The sequence below is a fragment of the Alphaproteobacteria bacterium genome (assembly GCA_019635875.1).
Taxonomy (GTDB): domain Bacteria; phylum Pseudomonadota; class Alphaproteobacteria; order Reyranellales; family Reyranellaceae; genus JAFAZJ01.
On record JAHBYP010000006.1, the window covers coordinates 303627 to 324810 of the forward strand.

Annotated in this window: 14 protein-coding genes and 1 pseudogene; 7 read left to right on the forward strand and 8 right to left on the reverse strand. The window is 68.4% G+C overall.

The genetic code is table 11. The features are described 5' to 3' along the window. Nucleotides 1-54 precede the first annotated feature (54 nt). The 3 genes and pseudogenes from KF889_22415 to KF889_22425 all read left to right on the forward strand — a co-directional run bounded on the left by KF889_22415 (nt 55) and on the right by KF889_22425 (nt 2339). Nucleotides 55-507 carry a MaoC family dehydratase gene (locus KF889_22415; GenBank protein MBX3502204.1) on the forward strand — a complete coding sequence of 151 codons (453 nt, stop codon included), beginning with the start codon at nt 55-57 and terminating at the stop codon, nt 505-507. Next, on the forward strand, nt 504-1364 hold the full coding sequence (locus KF889_22420) for a CoA ester lyase (protein ID MBX3502205.1): 861 nt from the start codon (nt 504-506) through the stop codon (nt 1362-1364). Before KF889_22415 ends, KF889_22420 begins: the two co-directional genes overlap by 4 nt. A 223-nt stretch (nt 1365-1587) precedes the next feature. Beyond that, a pseudogene (locus tag KF889_22425) lies at nt 1588-2339 on the forward strand (IS5 family transposase). 13 nt (nt 2340-2352) lie between these two features. Here the strand turns inward: KF889_22425 and KF889_22430 are convergent. From KF889_22430 to KF889_22455, 6 genes are all read right to left on the reverse strand, one after another. Next, complete coding sequence (locus KF889_22430; GenBank protein MBX3502206.1) at nt 2353-3243, reverse strand: hypothetical protein; 891 nt, start codon at nt 3241-3243, stop codon at nt 2353-2355. 157 nt (nt 3244-3400) lie between these two features. Continuing rightward, nucleotides 3401-5674, reverse strand: a complete 2274-nt coding sequence (locus KF889_22435) for a cation:proton antiporter (GenBank protein ID MBX3502207.1) — start codon at nt 5672-5674, stop codon at nt 3401-3403. A 145-nt stretch (nt 5675-5819) separates the two neighbouring features. Next, the gene (locus KF889_22440) at nt 5820-8552 is read right to left on the reverse strand and encodes a cation-transporting P-type ATPase (protein MBX3502208.1); all 2733 of its coding nucleotides are present in this window, start codon (nt 8550-8552) and stop codon (nt 5820-5822) included. Nucleotides 8553-8628: 76 nt separating this feature from the next. After that, nucleotides 8629-9705, reverse strand: a complete 1077-nt coding sequence (locus tag KF889_22445) for an NAD(P)-dependent alcohol dehydrogenase (protein MBX3502209.1) — start codon at nt 9703-9705, stop codon at nt 8629-8631. A 299-nt stretch (nt 9706-10004) separates the two neighbouring features. Further along, the gene (locus tag KF889_22450) at nt 10005-12182 is read right to left on the reverse strand and encodes an MASE4 domain-containing protein (protein ID MBX3502210.1); all 2178 of its coding nucleotides are present in this window, start codon (nt 12180-12182) and stop codon (nt 10005-10007) included. Nucleotides 12183-12467: 285 nt separating this feature from the next. After that, nucleotides 12468-12689, reverse strand: a complete 222-nt coding sequence (locus KF889_22455) for an acetyl-CoA carboxylase biotin carboxyl carrier protein subunit (protein MBX3502211.1) — start codon at nt 12687-12689, stop codon at nt 12468-12470. A gap of 107 nt (nt 12690-12796) precedes the next feature. On the opposite strand from KF889_22455, the gene KF889_22460 reads away from it, so the two are divergent. Together KF889_22460 and KF889_22465 are read left to right on the forward strand one after the other, a co-directional pair. Next, nucleotides 12797-13483, forward strand: a complete 687-nt coding sequence (locus KF889_22460; protein MBX3502212.1) for a DTW domain-containing protein — start codon at nt 12797-12799, stop codon at nt 13481-13483. A gap of 178 nt (nt 13484-13661) precedes the next feature. Then, a complete protein-coding gene (locus KF889_22465) occupies nt 13662-14987 on the forward strand; it encodes an FAD-binding oxidoreductase (protein ID MBX3502213.1) in 1326 nt (441 codons plus the stop codon). A 42-nt stretch (nt 14988-15029) separates the two neighbouring features. Here KF889_22465 and KF889_22470 read toward each other — a convergent pair whose 3' ends face one another. Next, nucleotides 15030-15938, reverse strand: a complete 909-nt coding sequence (locus KF889_22470) for an LLM class flavin-dependent oxidoreductase (protein MBX3502214.1) — start codon at nt 15936-15938, stop codon at nt 15030-15032. Nucleotides 15939-16169: 231 nt separating this feature from the next. Next, nucleotides 16170-17189 carry a TRAP transporter substrate-binding protein gene (locus KF889_22475; protein ID MBX3502215.1) on the reverse strand — a complete coding sequence of 340 codons (1020 nt, stop codon included), beginning with the start codon at nt 17187-17189 and terminating at the stop codon, nt 16170-16172. A gap of 167 nt (nt 17190-17356) precedes the next feature. Here KF889_22475 and KF889_22480 point away from each other — a divergent pair, with 167 nt between their 5' ends. Together KF889_22480 and KF889_22485 are read left to right on the forward strand one after the other, a co-directional pair. After that, nucleotides 17357-19513 carry an indolepyruvate ferredoxin oxidoreductase subunit alpha gene (locus KF889_22480; GenBank protein MBX3502216.1) on the forward strand — a complete coding sequence of 719 codons (2157 nt, stop codon included), beginning with the start codon at nt 17357-17359 and terminating at the stop codon, nt 19511-19513. A gap of 147 nt (nt 19514-19660) precedes the next feature. Continuing rightward, nucleotides 19661-21184 carry an indolepyruvate oxidoreductase subunit beta family protein gene (locus tag KF889_22485; GenBank protein ID MBX3502217.1) on the forward strand — a complete coding sequence of 508 codons (1524 nt, stop codon included), beginning with the start codon at nt 19661-19663 and terminating at the stop codon, nt 21182-21184.

The window sequence follows — 21184 nt, forward strand, 5'->3', positions numbered from 1 at the left end:
CCCGGACACCTTGCAGCAGCCAGCTTCGTCGCCTCAACATCGGGGGAGGGCTCTGTGGCCGGGCTGTGGTTCGAGGAGTTCAAGGAGGGGATGGTCTTCGACCATCCCTGGACGCGCACGGTCACGGAAATGGACAACGTGCTGTTCAGCTCGCTGACCATGAACGTGCAGCCGCTGCATCTCGACGAGGAGTTCGCGTCGAAGACGGAGTTCGGCCAGCGCATCGTCAACAGCCTGTTCACCCTGGGCCTGATGATCGGCATCACGGTCAACGACACGACGCTCGGCACCACGGTGGCCAATCTCGGCATGACCGACACGCGCTTTGCCAAGCCGGTGTTCCACGGCGACACGATCCGCGTGCAGACCAGGATCGTCGGCCTGCGCGAGAGCAAGTCGCGGCCCAATGCCGGCATCGTCGAGTTCGAGCACCGCGCCTTCAACCAGCGGGGCGAGGAGGTCGCCTATTGCAGGCGCCAGGCGCTGATGCGGCGCAAGCCGACATGATCCGCTCCTATCTCTTCGTGCCGGGCGACGACCTCAAGAAGCTCGATCGCTCGCAGGCTTCGCCGGCCGACGCACTGATCTACGATCTCGAGGATTCGGTCGGGCCCGACCGCAAGGAAGCGGCCCGCGCCATCGTGCGCGACCACATCCGCGCACGCGGCGCCGGCGGCCACCACAAGACGGTGCGCGTCAACAGCTTCCCGACCGGGCTGACCGCCGGCGACCTCGCGGTGGTGATGCAGGCCGCGCCCGACTCGATCCTGCTGCCCAAATGCGAGGGCCAGGCCGAGCTCGACCGGCTGGGCCACATGCTCGATGCGCTGGAGGCGCGCGAGGGCATCGCCGCCGGCCGCACCAGGGTGCTGGCCCTCGTCACCGAGACCGCGCCGGCGGTGCTGGTGGCCGCCTCGACGCGTCTGTCGCATCCCAGGCTCACCGCGCTGACCTGGGGCGCGGAGGATCTGTCGGCTGACATCGGCGCGGTGGCGAAGGCCGGCCCCGATGGCGTGCTCGACGACACGTTCCGCTATGCCCGTGTCGTCTGCCTGCTGTCGGCCAGCGCCGCCGGCGTGACGCCGCTCGACACCGTCTATGCCGATTTCCGCGACCTTGCCGGCTTCGAGGCGGAATGCGTCACCGCCAAGCGCATGGGCTTCCTGTCCAAGATGGCGATCCATCCCTCGCAGGTCGAGCCGATCAACCGCATCTTCAGCCCGTCACAGGCCGAGCTCGACTGGGCCCGCAAGGTCGTCGAGGCCTTTGCCAAAGCGGGCAATGGCGGCGTCACGCAGATGGACGGCAAGATGCTCGACAAGCCGCACCTGAAGCTGGCCCAGCGCCTGCTCGGCACGATGTAGGCGCCGGGCGGAGGCGCGACTAGCGCGACGCGCGCAATATCAGACTCACCCTGTCATCCCGAGCGCAGCGAGGGATCCAGGCAGCTTCCCTGGATCCCTCGCTGCGCTCGGGATGACAGGTGGGTCCGATTGACCGCTCGATGCTCTAGGGTCAAAACTCAATCAGATGATTGAATTCGTTAGCCGGTGGTGATTCAAGCTCTGAAACGACGGAGCGTTGGAGATGGCGAACGAGTTCTGGCTCAACGAGCAGCAGTGGTCGGCGATCGAGCCGCTGTTGCCGCGCAATTAACCGGGCGCGCGTCGGGTCGATGATCGACGGGTGATCAGCGGCATCGTTCATGTGCTGAAGGTGGGCTGTCGCTGGGGGGACTGTCCGGCGCTCTACGGACCGCCGACGACGATCTACAATCGCTTCAATCGATGGTCCCGGCGCGGGCTTTGGCAGCGACTGTTCGAGGCCCTGGTGAGATCGGACGCCAGCGATACGCAGATGATCGACAGCACGACGGCCAAGGCCCACCGTTCCGCGGGTGGCGGAAAAGGGGGGCCTTGGCGCAGGCGATCGGCCGCTCGCGCGGCGGGCGGACGACGAAGATCCACGCCGTCATCGACTGCCTCGGCAGGCTCATCGCCTTCGAGATAACACCGGGCCAGCTCGGCGATGTGCGCACCGCCGAGGCCTTGTTGGCACCGTTGCCGGCGGCGCGACTGTGCATTGCCGACACGGCCTACGACAGCGATGCGCTACGTCACTTCTTGCGCGAGCGCGGCACCCAGCCGGTGATCCCCAACAACCCGACCCGGAAACGCTTCCATCCGTTCGATGCCGAGACCTACAAGCAACGCAATCTCATCGAGCGCATGTTCTGTCGGCTCAAGGACTGGCGCCGCATCGCCACCCGCTACGACAAGCTGGCGGCCAACTTCGCCGCAGCCGTCGCCATTGCAACAATCGTCCTGTGGTGGACCTGATTGAGTCTGGAACCTAGAGGCGCGCCCAGTCGATCGTCGCCGAATCGCGATCGCCGGATATCACCGCGACCGGCACGCGGCCGCCCAGCGCCAGCATTCCGAGTTTCGCCTTGGGCACGCGGAACAGGCCGTCGGTGGTGAACGGCGCGCCGCCGGGCGGTTCGACGCGCAAGGTGATGCGCACCATCGGATCGTCAGCCATGTCGGGGGCGTAGGCGCCAGGCGGCGCCATCTGCGCCACCGTCGCCCCGGTATGCGCCAGGGACTGGATCACCGCCTCGGCCGGGCGGCCCTGCGCGACGATGTCGGCCGCCGAGCGCACGGCCGCGACACGGAAGGCGTCCTGCGCGCCCGGTGTCATGTACGCCGCGCCGCCAGCCACCGCGGCCGGCGTCGCCATCGCCGCCAGCAGCGGGTTCGCAGCGCCGCCGCTCCAATCGATGGCGATGCGCGAGTTGTTGGCGGGATCGACGCGCACTGCCAGCTGCATGCCGGGCCGCACGCGGCCCCAGTTCATGCGCGCGATCATTGTCTCTGTCTTCACATTGAAGGGCGTACGGCCGGCAATCGTGACGAGCAGGCCGAGCTCGACGACGGCGTGCACGCGGTTGATGGTCGTACCGGTGTCGCGAACAGAAAGCACGGTGGCCGTGCCGGCGACGCCATTGCGCAGGAGCGCCTGGTCGCCGTGCCGGAAGCGGCGGATCACCCATACGAAGGCGGCGATGCCCAGCGCCGTGATCAGCAGCGGCGGCAGCGCCATCCACACGACGGACGACATCATCGAGGGTACGGCGTCGGCGGGATTCTCGATCGCGCGGTCGATCATCCGCATGCCGCTGAAGGTCGCAACGACCATGCCCAGCATCATCAGCACGACGATCGCCAGGACGACTGTGATCATGGAGGAGGACGTGCGCATGCGGTCTCCGTTCGATGCCGGCCCATGATGAACCGCGGCTCGTCGTCCGGCCAGCGGAGGCGCCACCATGCTCTATCCGCGCAAGAACGCGCCGAATGCCAGGGGACCATACTCCCACCTGGACTGACGCTTCCGGCCGTCAGGCGCCGCCGCCAGGTTCTCGTCGCGTGCGCGCGCGGATCGCGCGCCGCGCCCGACCCTCTCCGTCGGACCCCTGAAGAGCCTTGCGGAACTCGTCGCGCTTCTCGTGGATCGAGGCGATGACCGAGCCCATGGGAACGCCGATATTGACCAGCAGGGTCTCGGACAGTTGCAGGCTCGCCTCGACCGCCTCCGGCACAGCATCGGTGACGTCCAGCTCGTAGAGTCTGGCGGCATGCTCGGCGTCGCGGGCGCGTGCGATGATGACGAGATCGGGTCGTTCGGCACGTGCCGTCGTGACGACCGACTCCACCGCAAGCGGGCTGTCCATAGTCACGACGAGAGCCTGGGCAGAGGCGATCCCCAGGCGGCGCAATAGCTCCGGACCGGCGGCGTCGCCGTAGAAGATCGGCTTGCCTCGCCGCCGCTCGCGCGCGACCAGGGCCGAATCGCTGTCCAGCGCGACATAGGGCACATCATGCTGGGAGAGCATCTCGCCGACGAGGCCGCCGACGCGCCCATGCCCGACGACGATCACCCTGGGCTGGCCTTCTGGAACGGCGGAAGGGACCGCGCCCGGCACCAGCGTTGTCGTGGCCTCCTGCGTGACGCTCTTCTCGTCGAGGTCGGTGATCTGTCTGGCCGCGGATGTTGCCGCATCGTCGAAAGGATAGAGGACCAGATCGACGCCGCCGCCTTCCTGAAGGCGGCGCGCTTCCTCGTCGCTGCGTGCGGCCATGGCGACCCGCCCGGCGAACTGATGACTTCGGATGGCGGCAAGGAGGCCGCTGCGCGGGTCGGTCTCCGTCAGCAGGATCGTGCCGTACGGAACCGAGAGGACGACCCATCGCGCCTGCGTGAGCGGAAGCTCGGCCCAGAACTCCTGCTCGGTCACGTCGCCGAAGCGAACCTGATAGCCCTTGCTCGTGAAGTGCTTGACCGTCTGCGGGTCGAGGTCGACGCCAAGCACGCTGTAGCCGGCGTCCTCCAGACGCCTCAGAAGCTGGCTGCCGAAGCGGCCGAGGCCGAAGATGATGACGTCGACGGCGGGCTTCCCGTCATCGTCCTCCGCCGCCGCCTCCCTCCAGAACCCGAAGTTCAAGGGATTCAGCAGGGGGCGACACCAGAGGTAGAGCTGTTGGGAGTAGGTGATCATGTAGACCGACAGGGCGATCGTGACGAGCCCGACAAGGGTGACGAGCCCGACCGCGGACTGGTTCACGTGTCCGAGGGTCAGTCCCATTGCCATGAAGACCAGCGAGAATTCCGAAATCTGGGCGACGGTGAGACCGGCGAGGAACCCAGTGCGGGCGCGGTAGCCCATCCATGCCATGATGAAGATGACGATGAGCGGATTGCCGATGAGCACGAACAGGGAAAAGACGATGGCGCGCGGGATGTCCTGTCCCAATGTCGACAAGTCCAGCGTCGCGCCGATGGACAGGAAAAAGAAGAGCAGCAGGAAATCCCTGAGCGCGCTCAGTCGCGCTGCGACCATGTCGCGATAGGCCGTGGAGCCGATCGAGATGCCGGCCGCGAGCCCGCCCAGCTCCTTGCCGAGCCCGACCGTATCGCCGATTGCGGCCGCGGTCGCCGCCCAGCCGATGGAGGCGATGACCAGCAGCTCCGGGGTGCGGGCGAGCCGGGCCATCAGCGGGTCGGCGATGAAGCGGACGAACAGGACGAGGGCCACCATGAAGCCGAGCAGCGAGCCACCGATGGCCAGGATCTCGTCGGGACCGTCCGCCTTGGCGGATCCGACCCCGATCGTCGACAGCACGACCATGGCGATCACGACGACGATGTCCTGGACGATCAGGAAGCCGAGGGCGATGCGCCCGTGAAGCGTCTCGAGCTCGCGCTTGTCGCTCAGAAGCTTCACGATGATGATCGTGGAGGAGAAGGTCAGGGCGACCGAGACATAGAGGCTGGTCAGCCAGTCGAGCCCGAGCGCCAGCCCGATCGGGAAGCCGATACCCGCCGTGAACGCGACCTGCCCCAGCCCCGTGGCGAGCGCGACCGGTCCGAGGGTCCTGACCAGGCGCCAGTCGAGCTTGAGGCCGACCAGAAACAGCAGGAGCGAGACACCGAGCTCGGCGAGAAAGCGGATCTGGGTCGCCGTCTCGGCGCTGCTGTCGACCAGGGCGGCGGCCGCGATGCCGACCGCGATGAAGCTCACGATCACGGGCTGGCGCAGGACGGTACCCAGCAGCCCGATCGCGGCGGCGCCGAGCAGCAACCATGCGATCTCGTGAAAGACGACGTTGGCCATGGACCTCCTCGCGGACGCCCGACCCGGAACTCGGACGCTGAAGACAAATCCGGACGATGCTGCGTGGCGCTTCTCCCTACTGTACAGGAAGTTCCGAGGTCAGCCTCAGCGCATGTTTGCCGGGGAGGGAACCCCCGGCTTTCTCTCACGCCGGCCACAATGCAGCGATGCGCTTCTCGATCTCGACGATGGCCAGGAGGGCGACGCCTGTCGCCACGATGACAGCTGCGTCGCCCAACGCAACGGCGCGGGTGGCGAAGATGGCCTGCATCGGCGGCAGATAGGTGAAGGCGAGCTGTGCGACGATGACGATCGCCACGCCGACGAGGACCGCGCGGGTGCCGAGCACGCCCTGCCAGGTCAGCGACGTGCCGTGAACGTAGCGCACGCTGAACAGATAGAAGATCTCCATCACGACGATCGTGTTGACCGCCATGGTGCGCGCCGTCTCGAGTGGCAGGCCCCGCCCGGTCGCCCAGGTGTAGATGCCGAAGGTGCCGGCGACCATCAGGGCCGAGACGAACACGATTCGCCACAGCAAACGGCCCGACAGAAGCCTCTGCCCGGCGGGGCGCGCCGGGCGACGCATGGCGTGTGGTTCCGTGGGCTCGAAGGCGAGGGTCAGGCCGAGCGCGACGGCCGTGACCATGTTGATCCAGAGGATCTGGACCGGTGTCACGGGCAGCGTGAGCCCGAACAGGATCGCAAGGATGATGGTGAATGCCTCGCCGCCGTTGGTCGGCAGTGTCCAGGAGATCACCTTGGTGAGATTGTCGTAGACGGTCCGGCCCTCCCGCACGGCCGCGACGATGGAGGCAAAATTGTCGTCGGCGAGCACCATCTCGCTGGCCTCCTTGGCGGCCTCGGTGCCCTTGCCGCCCATGGCGACCCCGACATCCGCGCGCTTCAAGGCCGGCGCGTCGTTCACGCCGTCGCCGGTCATGGCGATGACCGAACCGTCGGCCTGCAGCGTCTCGACCAGCCGCAGCTTGTGCTCGGGGCTGGTGCGCGCGAAGACGCTCGCCTCGCGGGCCTTCTTCCTGAATCCGGCATCCTCGAGCGCGTCGAGCTCCTGGCCGGTTATCGCCTTCGGATCGTCGGCGAGCCCAAGCTGGATGGCGATGGCACGGGCGGTCGCGGCGTGGTCGCCGGTGATCATCTTGACCCGGATGCCCGCGGCCTTGCACTCGGCGATCGCCGCCACCGCTTCCGGCCGTGGCGGATCGATCAGTCCCACCAGGCCGAGCAGCGTGAGGCCGCGCTCGATATCGGGCGACGCGATCTGCCGGTCGCCATGGTTCATGGTCCGGCGCGCGAGGGCGATCACGCGCTGGCCGTCCGCCGCGAGCCGTTCGACGCGCCCGAGCCAGTCCTCTGGAGCGAGCCGGCGCTCGCCATCCATTGTCGCGACATGGCTGCACATGCCCAGGATGCGCTCCGGTGCGCCCTTGACGTAGGCGACAGGCGCATGCTCGCCGCGCGCATTGAGCGTGGCCATGTATCGATGACGCGAGTCGAACGGAATCTCGTCGAGGCGAGGGAAGCCGGCGCGAGCGGCGGAGGCGTCGTGCCCGGCCTTGATGGCCAGCGATACCAGCGCTCCCTCCATGGGATCGCCATCCACTGACCACTCTTCGCCCGAGTGCCGCAGGCCGGCATCGTTGCAGAGCAGCGCCGCGAGCGAGAGTTCCTCGAGGACGGGATCGGCGGCGGGATCGAGAGGATCGCCTGCTTCGCCGCGAAAGCGACCCTCCGGCCTGTAGCCCGAGCCTTCGACCGCGATCGTCCGATCGGCGGTGGCGATGGCGCCGACCATCATCTCATTGCGTGTAAGCGTTCCGGTCTTGTCGGAACAGATCACGGAAACCGAGCCCAGCGTCTCGACGGCGGGCAGCTGCCGGATGATGGCATTGCGGCGTGCCATGCGTTGCACGCCGACGGCGAGGGTGATCGACATCACCGCCGGCAAACCCTCCGGGATAGCCGCCACAGCCAGCCCGACAACGACCATGAAGGCATCATCGAGACCGTAGGCCTGCATGAGCACGGCATAGCCGAACACGAGCGCGGAAACGCCCAGCACGGCGATGGTGACCTGCCGCGCGAACTGGTCCATCTGCCGCACGAGCGGTGTCGCCAGCCGCTCCACCGCGCCGATCATGGTGCTGATGCGGCCGAGTTCGGTGGCTGCGCCCGTCGTCACGACGACCCCGGTTCCCTGGCCGGCGGTGGCGAACGTCCCGGAGAAGGCCATCGCGAAGCGGTCGCCGAGGGCGGCGCCGGCATCCACCGCCTTCACGGCCTTGTCGACGGGTACGGATTCGCCCGTGAGGATCGCCTCGTCGATCCGCAGGTTGCGTGCCTTGACGAGCCGCAGGTCGGCCGGCACCCGGTCCCCGGCTTCGAGCAGCACGATGTCGCCCGGCACGACCCTGTCCGCTGCGATCGTCGCGCGCCGACCGTCGCGTATGACCGAAGCGTCTGGATCAATCATCGCGCGGATGGCGTCGAGCGCCTTCTCGGCGCGGCCTTCCTGGATGAAGCCGATGAACGCGTTGACGAGGACGACGGCGAAGATGACCAGCGCGTCCGTCCCATGGCCGATTGCCGCGGCGAGCCCGCCCGCCGCCAGTAGGACATAGATGAGCAGGTTGTGAAACTGCAGCAGGAATCGAGTCAGGATACCGCGACGGCGCCCCTCGGGCAGGCGGTTCGGACCATAGGTCTCCAGGCGACGAGCCGCTTCCTGTTCGGAAAGGCCGTCGACACTCGAGTGGAGCGCATCAAGCGCGGCATCAGGGGTGACGGCATGCCATGCCAGGTCCGGCGTGCCCGACGAAGTCGTGGTCGACGGTGCCGTGGATGGCGCGTTGCGCATGGATTCCTGCTCCATCAGTGCGGTCTTGCGGCACGACGCTGCCTCCTGCGGGAAGCTTCGGCCTGGCTGGCGCATGTCACGGCGTGATTGCGACCTTGAGGACGCCGTCGCGCTGGCTGGCGAAGAGATCGTATGCCGCCTCGATCTGGTCGAGCCTGAACCGGTGCGTGACCAGCGGTCGCGCATCAAGACGATTGGAAGCGATCACCTCCATCAGTCGCCGCATGCGCTCCTTTCCGCCCGGGCAGAGCGTCGTGACGATGGTGTGATCGCCAAGCCCCGCGAGGAACGGACCGAGGGGAATCTTCAGGTCGCTCGAATAAACGCCCAGCGAGGAAAGGGTTCCGCCGGGACGCAGGACACGCAGCGCCGCCTCGAACGTCTCCTGCCGGCCCAGCGCCTCGACCGCGACGTCGACGCCGCGACCATCGGTGAGTCGCATGATCGCGTCGACCGGGTCGACCCTGGTGAAATCGACGACGTGGTCGGCCCCCATCCTGCGGGCGATTTCCATCCGCGCGGGCACTGCATCGACGCCGATGATCGTCGTCGCGCCCATCAGGCGCGCACCCGCCGTGGCGCACAGACCGATCGGCCCTTGCGCGAAGACCGCGACAGTGTCGCCGACCCTCACCTTGCCGCTCTCGGCTCCCGAAAAGCCGGTGGACATGATGTCGGGGCACATCAGCACCTGCTCGTCGCTGAGAGCTTCAGGGATCGGGGCGAGATTGGCCATGGCGTCGGGCACGCGGAGATACTCCGCCTGAGCACCGTCGATCGTATTGCCGAAACGCCAACCGCCCATGGGCCTGAAGCCATGCCGGGTGCCGGCGCCATCCTGCGAATGGCAGCCGCACAGGCAGGCGGCGCTGTGCCCGCTCGGCGTGATGGCGCCGGCGATGACGCGCTGTCCCTCGCGATAGCCTTCGACCGCCGAGCCGAGCTTCTCGATGACGCCGACCGGCTCGTGGCCGATCGTGAGGCCGCGCGCGACGGGATACTCACCCTTCAGGATATGCACATCCGTTCCGCAGATCGTCGTGGTGGTGATGCGGATCAGGGCGTCGAGAGGACCGATATCCGGGATCGGCTTCTCATCGAGGACGATCCGGTCGGGTTCAACGAAGACCGCCGCTTTCATCTTTTGCGCCATGGTTCGCTCCTCTGTCATGCCGCCACGCACGGTTCTCAAAATCCGGAGGCGATGCCATTCGCGCATCAGGGCAACGGCGCGCAGTTCACCGAGCCCGATCCACGGGCGCACCGCCGCCTCGTCGACCTTCAGGAATTCCCTCACCCGAAGAAGTCGCCGGCCCAGCACCCCGAGTGGCCGAGAGCATCGATCAACGCGGACGAGGCTAGTTGATCTCGCTCGTCGGTCGTTTGACCGACATCAACGATCTGCGCGATTTGAAGGCTGCGCGGGGCCGGCCAAACGCGCGGGCCTGAGACTCAGGCGGTGCTGCCCAGCGCGCTGCCGAAGTCCCTGTCGCGGCTGTCGGCGCCGATCTCGTGCAGCGCTTCGGACAGGGTGACGATGCCATAGGGCTTGGCGATCAGCGTGAAGCCGCTGCCGACGGCGTCGGCCACGGCGGTGCCGTAGCCGCTGGCGAGCAGGATCGGCAGCGACGGCTGGCGCTGGCGAACCCTGCGCGCCAGATCGAGGCCACTGAGATTGCCCGGCATCACGATGTCGCTGAACATCGCGTCGAAGCGCTGGCCGGCGACGATCAGCGCCAGCGCCGCGCCGGCGTTGCGCACGCGCTGGGCACGATAGCCGATCGCCGCCAGCATGCGCTCGGCGGCGGCCGCGACCTCGTCGTCGTCCTCGACCAGCAGCACCAGGCCGCTGCCGCGCGCCAGGGCGGGCCGCTTCGCCGCCGCCGGCTGCGCAGCGACGGCGGCGGTGGCGCGCGGCAGATAGAGCGTCACGATGGTGCCGCGACCGACCTCGCTGCTGATCGCGGCGCGCCCGCCGGTCTGCTGGGCGAAGCCATGCACCTGGCTCAGCCCAAGGCCGGTGCCCTTGCCGACCTCCTTGGTGGTGAAGAACGGCTCGAAGACGCGCGCCAGCACGTCCGGCGAAATGCCGGTGCCCGAATCGGTCACCGACAGCGCGACGTACTCGCCGTCCAGCTCGTCGTCGAAGGGCGCCTCGACGGCGGCGTCGAAGTTGCGCACCTCGACGCGCACCGCGCCGCCATTGGGCATCGCGTCTCGCGCGTTGACGCACAGATTGAGCAGCGCCAGCTCGAGCTCGCCCGCATCGCACTCGATCGACCAGATGTCGCCGGGAATCGTCACCGTCAGCCGGATGTCGCCGCGCAGCGATCGCGACAGCAGCTCGGCGAGCTCGTTCTTGCGCCGGTGCATGTCGATCACCTCGGGCTTCACGCCCTGGCGTCGCGAGAACGCCAGCACCTGGCGCACCAGCCGCGTGCCGCGCTCGACGGAGCGGTCGATCGCCTGCGCCGCGTGCAGGTCGGCCTCGGTCTGCGCGCTGTCGAGCAGGAACTCGGTGTTGCCCTGGATCACCGTGAGCAAATTGTTGAAGTCGTGCGCCACGCTGCCCGCCAGCCGGCCGACGGCCTCGAGCTTCTGCGTCTCGCGCAACGCTTCCTGTGCGCGCTCGCGCTCGGCGACCTCCGCCCGCAGCTCACTTGTGCGCTCGGCGACGCGCTGCTCGAGGGTCTCGTTGAGTTGGCGCAGGCGATCCTCGCTGCGCGCCAGGTCGCGCGCCCGCGCGTCGGCCGATTCGCGCTCGGCCAGCAGCGAGCGCGCCAGCTTGGCGTAGAGCGCGCGGGTTTCGAGCAGCAGCACGAGCAGGACGAAGCTGGCAGCAAGAAGCCCGTAGATGCGGCCCGCGTAGAAGCCGAGATCGAAGCGGCCGGCGTTGAGCACGGCGCTCAGCCCGATGTCGAACATCCACGCGCACATCGTCACCATGAGCCAGACGTCGAGCACGCTGCGCTGGCGACGGCGCCACAGGACGGCCAGGGCGATCAGGCTGAGCAGCCACACCGTCGTGACGACGCCGATCATGATCGGCGTATAGTGGTTGCCCCGCATGATCGGCGGCAACAGCGCATGGCCGGCCGTCACCAGGGTGGACAGTACGCTGACGATGGCCGCGACGCCGGCGATCGCGAAGATGATGTCGCCGCGCGCCGCGCCCGGCGTCTCGCCGAGATCGCCGTTGCGCGGCATGAGCAGGGCATAGGCGATCACCGCCAGGGGGAAGCCGGCGTGCCAGAGCATGTAGAGCCAGGCCGTGCTCTGGGGCCCGGCGCCCAGCAGGCCGCCGGGCGCGAACAGGCCGGGGAAGCTCAACGTGTGGATGACGACCATGGCCGCGGTGAACAGATAGCCGCTGGCCAGCACGAGAAGCGCGCGCCGACGCAGGATGCTGTACTGACCGAACAGCAGCACCGCGGTGATCAGGTCGCTGAGGGTCAGCGCCGACTGGTAGATCGGGATGAAGGCGTCGAGACGTCCCAGCTGCTCGGTGGCGAAGGGCGCCGCGGCGACGAAGGCGGCGGCTGAGATCAGAACGACGGTCAGCGCCAGGCGGTTGTCGGCGCGTCCGGCGGGCATCAGCGACAGAAACATCTGCTGCTGCTGTGTGGCCATGCTCGTCCTCCCGAAGCGCCGGAAGTAAGCTGCGCGCCATGCGAGCCCGGCTCGGGTCAGCCATCCAGAATCAAGTCATGATGCAATAGGATCGTCAGTGAATAGTACCAAGCAATGCGAAAATCACTACCGGTGATTGTGCAGGGCTGGCAGTCGAGCCATGACGGGCGGCTCCGACGCGTGGGCGGGACCACGGAGCTGGCCCGAAACCACGCAGCGGACGAGACGTTCCGTCCCGTCCGTGGGGGCGGCGGGCGGGGGCCGTTGTCGCGGTGTCGGCGACCGTCAGGTATCCAGCGTCGCGACCGGCTGGCCTTCGGCAACCGAGTCGCCCTCGGCGACGAGGAGGGCCTTGATCGTGCCGGCGCGCGGCGCCAGGACCGGGATCTCCATCTTCATCGATTCGAGGATCATGATCTGGCCCTCTTCCTCGACGGAATCGCCGATCTTGGTCTCGATCTTCCATACCTTGCCGGCGATTTCCGACTTAACCGCGACGCTAGGCATCGATCCTGTCTCCCTTGTCCGGCCGGATTCTTCGACCGCTATCGTCGCCAGATCAAGCCCGCGCTGACCGCCGCCCGCGCCGCGCGAAATCGCGCTACAAGCAGCCGATGACCGACAGCCCTGGGCCCGAGGCGCAATCCTGTCCGCGCTGCGGCAAGCCGGTGGGACTGTGCGTCTGTGCCGCGCTGGTGCGCATCGACAACCGCGTCGAGCTGCTGGTGCTGCGTCATCCCCAGGAGCAGGACCGCGAGCTGGGCACCGCCGGCATCCTCTGCCGCCAGCTCGCGCGCGCGACGCTCGTCACCGGCCTGTCGTGGCCCAATCTTGCCAGGGCGCTGGGCCGGCCGGCCGAGACGCGGCGCTGGGGCGCGCTCTATCTCGGCACCCGCACCCAGGCACCGGCCCCCGACGCGCCACCGCTGCTCGCCGTCGACGCCGAGGGCGCCGAGCTGCCCGACCAGGAGGGTGTGCTGGATTCGCTCGAAGGGCTGATCCTGCTCGACGGCAACTGGGCGCAGGCCAAGGCGCTTTGGTGGCGCAACGCCTGGCTCCTCAAGACGCGCCGCCTCGTCCTCAATCCGCGGGCGCCCTCGCTCTACGGCGATCTGCGCCGCGAGCCGCGACGCGAGAGCGTCTCGACCCTGGAGGCGGGCGCGCTGGCGCTGTCGATCCTCGAGGGGCGGCCTGAGATCGTGGCGCCGATGCTCGAGCCGCTGCGGATGCTGCTGCGCAAGTACCGCGACAGCTTTGCGCGTCCCAAGACTCCGGATCGCAGGCGGCGGCGACGACGATGAGCGGGACGCCGTTCTCGGTCAGCTTGCGCAGAAGCGGAACTGACCCAGCCGCAGGGACCATCGTGAAACATGAAACCTTGCGTTGGATCATTCAGCCTGAGTTCAGCGCAGGGTCATTGCCGTGACCTCAGCCAAGGTCTCGGAGTATGAGTGAGACTTCGCCTTGGGATTCCTCCTGATGAAAGACCTGCTGACCACTGACTTCAGGAATGCGTCCTATTGGTGGGACGCCGCGCCGCTCACCGGGGTTCCCGGTGGTCCCCTCGCGCCCTCCTACGACGTGGTCATCATCGGGTCGGGTTACACCGGATTGCGTGCCGGCTTGACCCTGGCGCGGGCTGGACGAGGTGTCGCGGTGTTCGACAAGGAGCTGCCGGGCCATGGCGCGTCGCGCCGCAATGCCGGGTTTCTGGGTCGCACGCTGAAGCACGCCTATGTCGACCTGAAAGCTGCCAAGGGCATCGCCCATGCCACCGCCATCTATCGTGACCTGGCGATGGCCTTCGAGAGCACGCTGCGCTTCATCGAAGAGGAGGGCATTGACTGCCACGCCGTCCGCTGCGGGCGTTTCATCGGGGCGACGTCGGCCGCCCACTATGCCGTGCTGGAACGCGAGCTGGAGGGCATGAAAGCCGATCTCGGCCTGCCCTATTCCATGCTGCCGCGCGCCCGGCAGCGCGAGGAAATGGCGACCGACCTCTACGACGGCGGCGCCGTCATTCCTGATCTTGGATCGCTGCATCCGGGTCTCTATCACCGCGGCCTGATGATGCGCGCGCTCGCTGCCGGCGTCGCGATCTTCGGCAGGTGCGAGGTCACTGCGGTCGAGCAGGGCGGCCAGGGCGAACGCTTCCGCGTCTCCACTGCCGCCGGAGAAACACGCGCACGGGATGTGGTCGTCGCCACCAACGGCTACACGCCGAGGAGCCTGCGCTGGCATGCGCGGCGCGTCATTCCGTTCGTCGGCTACATGGCGGCGACCGAGCCGCTGCCGCCCGATCTGCTGGAGAAGCAGCTGCCGCGCCGGCGCACGGTGATCGATTCCAATCTCGACATCGATTTCTTCCGGCCGGCCCCCGACTCGGTGCGCCTGCTGTTCGGCGGCGCCACGGCAAACGGTCTTCAGGACCCGGAAGCCATCGCCGCGCTCCTGCGCGGACGTCTCGCGCGCGCGCTGCCGGACCTAGCCGACGTCAAGCTCAGCCATGTCTGGACGGGGCATTGCGCCGGCACCTTCGACATGATGCCGCATATCGGCTGCCACGACGGCATCTGGCATGGCATGGGCTACAACTTTGCCGGCATTCCCATGGGATCGTTCTTCGGCCTGAAGATCGCGCAGAGGATTCTCGGCCTGCCGGAAGGCGCCACCGCCTTCGAGGCGGCCGCCTTTCCGACCATGCCGCTCTATCGCGGCAATCCGTGGTTCCTGCCCCTGGCGATGCGCTACTTCGCCTGGAAGGACGCCAGGCTGGCGCGCAGCCGCCCGACTGAATTGACCTGATTTTACCTTCTCCCGGAGGGGGAGGATAAGACAGATGGGCCGTTACTTGTGCGCCGCCCGCATCGCCGGCAGCACGTCGCGCGCGATGCGCTCGAATACCGGCTTCTGCTCGTCGGCGATCGGGTAGTACAGCGCGATCTCCGTGATGCCGAGCGCGATCACCTGGCCGACCATCCGCGTGAAGGCCTCCTCCGAGTCGTAGTAGTTGACCCTGCCGCCGCTCTGCCGCGCCATCGCGTCGAACATGAGATAGGAGCGCCGCAGCGTCGCCGGTTCGCGGCCGATCGCGGCGCACCTTGCGTCGAGCGCGGCGACGCGGCCGCGTGTCTCCTCGAGCTGGGCCTCGAAGGTTCTGGCGAAGCTGATGCTGTTCCAGATGTCGGCATGCCGCGCGGTATGCCCCAGCATGAGCGGCCCCATCGCGGCGATCATGATGGGTGGGCGCGGTGACTGGACGGGACGCGGACCGAGCGCCGCGCCATCAACCTGGTAGTAGCGCCCCTTGAAATGCGTCTCCTCCTGCGACAGCACCCGGTCGACGATCTCGACATATTCGCCGAAGCGCGCGACGCGTTCCTTCGCGCTCCAGTTCTCGATGCCCATCATCCGGTACGACGGGTCGATCGTCAGGCCGGTGCCGAGGCCGATGTCGAGCCGGCCGCCGGAGATGTGATCGGCGGTCAGCGCCTGCAGCGCGAAGTGGACCGGGTTGCGCAGCGGGATCTGGGCGACCAGCGTCGTCAGGCGAATGCGGGTGGTCGCCTGGGCGACGGCCGCAACCTGGGTCCACAGCTCGAACCAGGGCCCCTTGTTGCCGGCCCAATCGACGAGATGGTCGGCGAGGCCGATGGAGTCGAAACCAAGCTCCTCGACCTGGCGGCAGCGGCGCAGGAACTCGGGCCACGGCACGTTTGGCAGCACGAGCACGGAGAATCGAAGCTGGTTGGTCACGTCTTCATCCCGTTGCTGATGGGGCAGCTCCAGCAAGCTCGAGCAGCGAGCCTACGCACAGGTCCCGGGACATAGCTTGCATGGTCTAGAGCCTGCGCAACAGCATCTCGGGGAGTCACATCGCGCTTCAATTCGGCCAGCACGGGCGATGCATCTGGGCCACTGCCAGCGGATCGAGCGTGACCAAATGCCCGGTTCGAGCTTGCCTGCCGATCAACATGCGCCTGTCATTCAGTAGGCGGCGTTGGCGGCCTGCAGCTCGCGGCGCAGTCCCTGGCGGAGCGACTCAGACTCGATGCCCCGGCCGCGCAGCGCATCCGTCCAGCGTTCGACCAGCGGCTGGGCCAGCCGGCGCCATGCCTTGAGATCGCCGCCGGTCGGCCGATGGACCGTGTGTCCCGGTGCCACGAGCATGGCCGCGTGCCCGCGCTGCTCGTCCTCGGCCCATGCCGTCGCGACCTTCACCGCCCAGTCGGTGGTGCAATGGCGGTCGACGACCTTGCGCTGGGCGGGCGACAGCCGGGCGTAGGTGGCAGGATTCATCACGATGGCATAGCCGCCGACGTAGAACGGCAGGTCGAGGTGAAAGGTCGCGAGCCTGTCGACTCCCCAGGTCCTGAGCGTGCTCCACGGCATCAGCACCGCGTCGATGGCGCCCTTCTTGATCGCCTTGCGCACCTCCGGCGCCGGCACGCGCACCGGTATGCCACCCAGCCCCTTGACCAGCGCATGTGTCGAATCACTGACGGTGCGCACGCGCGCGCCATCGATGTCGCCCGGGCTCGCCACCGGCATGCGCCCGTGCAGCGCGCCGGGGTCATGGACGTGTGCCAGGCAGAAGCGCACCTCGGCCATCTCCTGGGCGGCGTGCCGGCGGTACCAGCGGTCGAGCGCCGCGGTTCCCCGCAGCGGGTCGGTGACGCTGAACGGCAGCTCGATGGCGGTGAAGATCGGGAAGCGGCCGGGTATATGGCCGGGGTTGATGAAGGCGAAGTCGGCGACGCCGTCGCGCGCCATGTCGTAGTGGTCGCCGGTCCTGCCCAGGCCCTGCGCGCCATGCATGACGATCTTCAGCGTGCCATCGGACTCCGCCTCGATCGAGCGCGCCCAGGCGTCGAAGCCGATGCGGTGCAGCACGTGGTCGGCGGGCAGCCAATGGGCGAATTTCAGCTCGACCGGGCCGTCCTGCGCGACGGCGGTGCCGAGGCCCAGCAGCATGGCTGCGATCGCACCGACGATCCCGCGGATCATCAAATGTTGCACCCCCCAACGGTCGACGCTGTTGCACGCGCCTTCACCCGAACGACGGTAGTGGGGGGTGCCCGGTGCGGCAAGGGAAAACGCATTGACAGGGCGCCGCGGCCGCCCGATCACTCGGGCGGCGGAACGCGCGCGAAAGACGTTCCGGGAGGACGCGCTTGGCCGAGAGATCGTTCAAGGAAGAGGTGAAGTCGCTGCGCCTGGGCGACGGCGAGACCTTCCGCGGCGAAGGCATCCTGGCGGTGACCAAGGCCATCCTGCAGGCCGGCGTGGCCTATGTCGGCGGCTACCAGGGCGCGCCCGTGTCGCACCTGGTGGACGTGCTGGTCGACGCCCAGGACCTGCTCGACGAGCTCGGCGTGCATCTCGAGACCTGCGCCAACGAGGCCTCGGCCGCCGCCCTGCTGGCCGCCTCGATCAACTACCCGATCCGCGGGTGCGTCACCTGGAAGTCGATCGTCGGCACCAACGTCGCCTCCGACGCGCTCTCCAACCTCGCCTCCGCCGGCGTGGTCGGCGGTGCCCTGATCGTGGTCGGCGAGGATTACGGCGAAGGCGCCTCGGTGATCCAGGAGCGCACGCATGCCTATGCGCTCAAGTCCTCGGTCTGGCTGATGGATCCCAGGCCCGACCTGCCGACCATCGTGAAGCTGGTCGAGAGCGGCTTCGAGCTGTCGGAGACGTCGAACACGCCGACGATCATGGACCTGCGCATCCGCGCCTGTCACGTCACCGGCGAGTTCACGGCGAAGACCAACGTGGCGCCGGCGATCTCGCGCAACCGCCTGCTGTCGAAGCCGGCGCCGCACGACTACGCCAAGCTCTCGCACCCGCCCTCGACCTACGCGCACGAGAAGCTGAAGTTCGAGGTGCGCCTGCCGGCGGCGCGCAAGTACATCGTCGAGCGCGGTCTGAACGAGACGCTGCCGGGCGATCTCGACGACATTGGCATCATCGTGCAGGGCGGCCTGACCAATGTCACGCTGCGCGCGCTGGAGCGGCTGGGCCTGGCCGACGGCTTCGGCGGCACCAGGGTGCCGATGCTGGTGCTCAACGTCGTGCACCCGCTGGTGCCGGAGCAGATCGGCGGCTTCTGCACGGGCAAGCGCCACGTGCTGGTGATCGAGGAGGGCAGCCCGAACTTCGTCGAGACCGCCATCGACTCGATCCTGCGCAAGGCCGACGTGCAGACTAGGATCCACGGCAAGGGCGCCCTGCCGATGGCCGGTGAGTACACCGCCGAGGTGCTGACGGACGGGCTGCTGACCTTCATCGGCGCGGCGCGTCCCGACATAGACATCAGCGAACCGGCCAAGCGCTTCGCCGCCGTACGCGAGCGGCGCGCGCGCGTGCAGGCCGCGCTCGGCGCGCCGTTGCCGTTGCGCCCGCCGGGTTTCTGTACCGGGTGCCCGGAGCGGCCGGTGTTCACGGCGGTGAAGCTCGTGGAGCGCGAGATCGGCAAGGTGCATGTCTCGACCGATATCGGCTGCCATTCCTTCGCGACCTTCGCGCCCTTCAGCCTCGGCAACTCGATCCTCGGCTTCGGCATGTCGCTGGCCGCGGCGCAGGGCGTGTCGTCGTTCATGGATCGGCGCACGCTGACGGTGATGGGCGACGGCGGCTTCTGGCACAACGGATTGCTGTCGGGCGTGTCCTCGACGCTCTTCAATCGCGGCGACGGCGTGCTGATCATCCTGCAGAACGGCTACACCTCGGCCACCGGCGCGCAGTACCTGCCGTCGAGCGCCGGCAACCGCCGCGACGACCAGAAGACCTCGGACATCGCCAACACATTGCGCGCCGTGGGCGTGAAGTGGCTGCGCATCCAGCACACCTACTCCTTGCGCGACATGATCAAGGTGCTGCGCGAGGCCTTCTCGTCGAAGGAGCGCGGCCTGAAGGTGATCATCGGCGACGGCGAATGCCAGCTGGCGCGCCAGCGCCGCATCCGCCCGCTGCAGGCCGCGGCGCTGTCGCGGGGCGAACGCGTGGTGCGCACGCGCTACGGCGTCGACGACGAGGTCTGCACCGGCGACCACTCCTGCATCCGCCTGTCGGGCTGCCCGTCGCTGACCATCAAGCCCAGCCCCGATCCGCTGCGCAGCGATCCGGTGGCGGCGGTGATCAACTCCTGCGTCGGCTGCGGCCTGTGCGGCGAGGTCGCCGACGCCGCCGTGCTGTGCCCGAGCTTCTACAAGGCCGACATCGTGCAGAACCCGAGCTGGTGGGACCGCCTGGTCTGGAAGGTGCGCAGGACCGTGATCGGCGCGCTGCAGGGCAAGGCGCCTTCGCCCGCGATGCAGCCGGCGGAGTAGGGCGATGTGCAGTTTTCGAACTCTACCTTCCCCCGGAGGGGGAAGGTGCCCGAAGGGCGGAAGGGGGATGTCGAAGACGGACACCGGCTTCGTTGGGGCATCCCCCATCCGTCGCTGCGCGCCACCTTCCCCCTCCGGGGGAAGGTAATGGCAACCAACCGCGTTTCCATCCTGATCGCCGCCATGGGCGGCGAGGGCGGCGGCGTGCTGGCCGACTGGATCGTGCGCGCGGCGCAGGGCGCCGGGCTCGCGGTGCAGCTCACCTCGATCCCCGGCGTGGCGCAGCGCACCGGTGCCACGACCTACTACATCGAGATGGTGCCGCCCGACGGCACGCGGCGCAGCAACAGCGCGCCGGTGCTGGCGCTGAACCCGGCGCTGGGCGAGGTCGACATCATGATGGCGACCGAGCTGCTGGAAGCCGCGCGCGCCGCCGCCAACGGCTTCATGTCGCCCGAGCGCACGATCCTGATCGGCTCGACCCATCGCGTCTTCGCCACCTCGGAGAAGATGGAGATGGGCGACGGCCGCTATGACGCGGCCAGGCTGCTGCGCGTGGTCAAGGACAACAGCCGCGAGCGCATCCTGTTCGACATGGAGCAGGCGGCCGAGGAAAGCGGCTCGGTGCTCAACGCCGTGCTGCTGGGCGCGCTGGCTGGCAGCAACCGCACGCCGGTGGCGGCGTCGCATTACGAGGCGGCGATCCGCGAGGGCGGCAAGGCGGTCGACGCCAACCTCGCCGGCTTCGCCTTCGGCCAGGCGCATGCGCGCGGCGATCTCGAGGAGATGGCGCGCGAGGCCGCCAAGCGCGCCGCGCGCGATGCCGGCGCCGAGGCGCCGCTGGCCCGCGCGCGCACGAGCTTCGCCGGCGAGGCGCTCGACGGGATCGAGGAGGGCGTGCGCCGCCTCGTGCACTACCAGGGCCTGGCCTACGCCGATCTGTACCTCGATCGCCTCGACCGGCTGCAGCAGGCCGGCGCCGACAACCGGCTGCTGCGCGAGAGCGCGCGCCATCTCGCCGTGCGCATGTCGTTCGAGGACGTGATCCGCGTCGCGCAGGCCAAGGTCTCGGCCGAGCGCTTCGCGCGCGTGCGCCGCGAGGTGCGCGCGAAGGCGCACGAGCCGGTCGTGCTCACCGAGCATTTCAAGCCCGGCATCGAGGAGATCGCCGCGATCCTGCCGCCGGCGATGGGCCGCGCCTTCGTCCGCTGGGGCGAGCGCACCGGGCGGCTCAACAGATCCTATTGGTCGATGCGCGTGAACACGACGTCGGTGCTGGGCTTCCTGCGCCTGTGGACCTTGTCGAAGCTGCGCTGGTGGCGGCCGCGCAGCCTGCGCTTCCAGGAGGAGCAGGCGCAGATCGAGCGCTGGCTCGACGCCATCATCCGCGCCGTCGCACTCTCGCCACCACTGGCGCTGGAGATCGCGGAATGCGCGCGGCTGATCAAGGGCTACGGCGATACGCATCGCCGCGGCTCGGCCAGCTACGCCGCGATCGAGCGCGCGGTGATCGAGCCGGCGCTGGCGGGCACGCTGCCCGCGACGCTCGCCGCCGATGCCGTCGCCTCCGCGCGTGTCGCAGCACTGGCCGATCCGGAAGGCGCCTCGCTGTCGCGCACGCTCGGCGAGATCGCCGATCGCACGCCCGCGCTGGCGAAGGCCGCGGAGTGA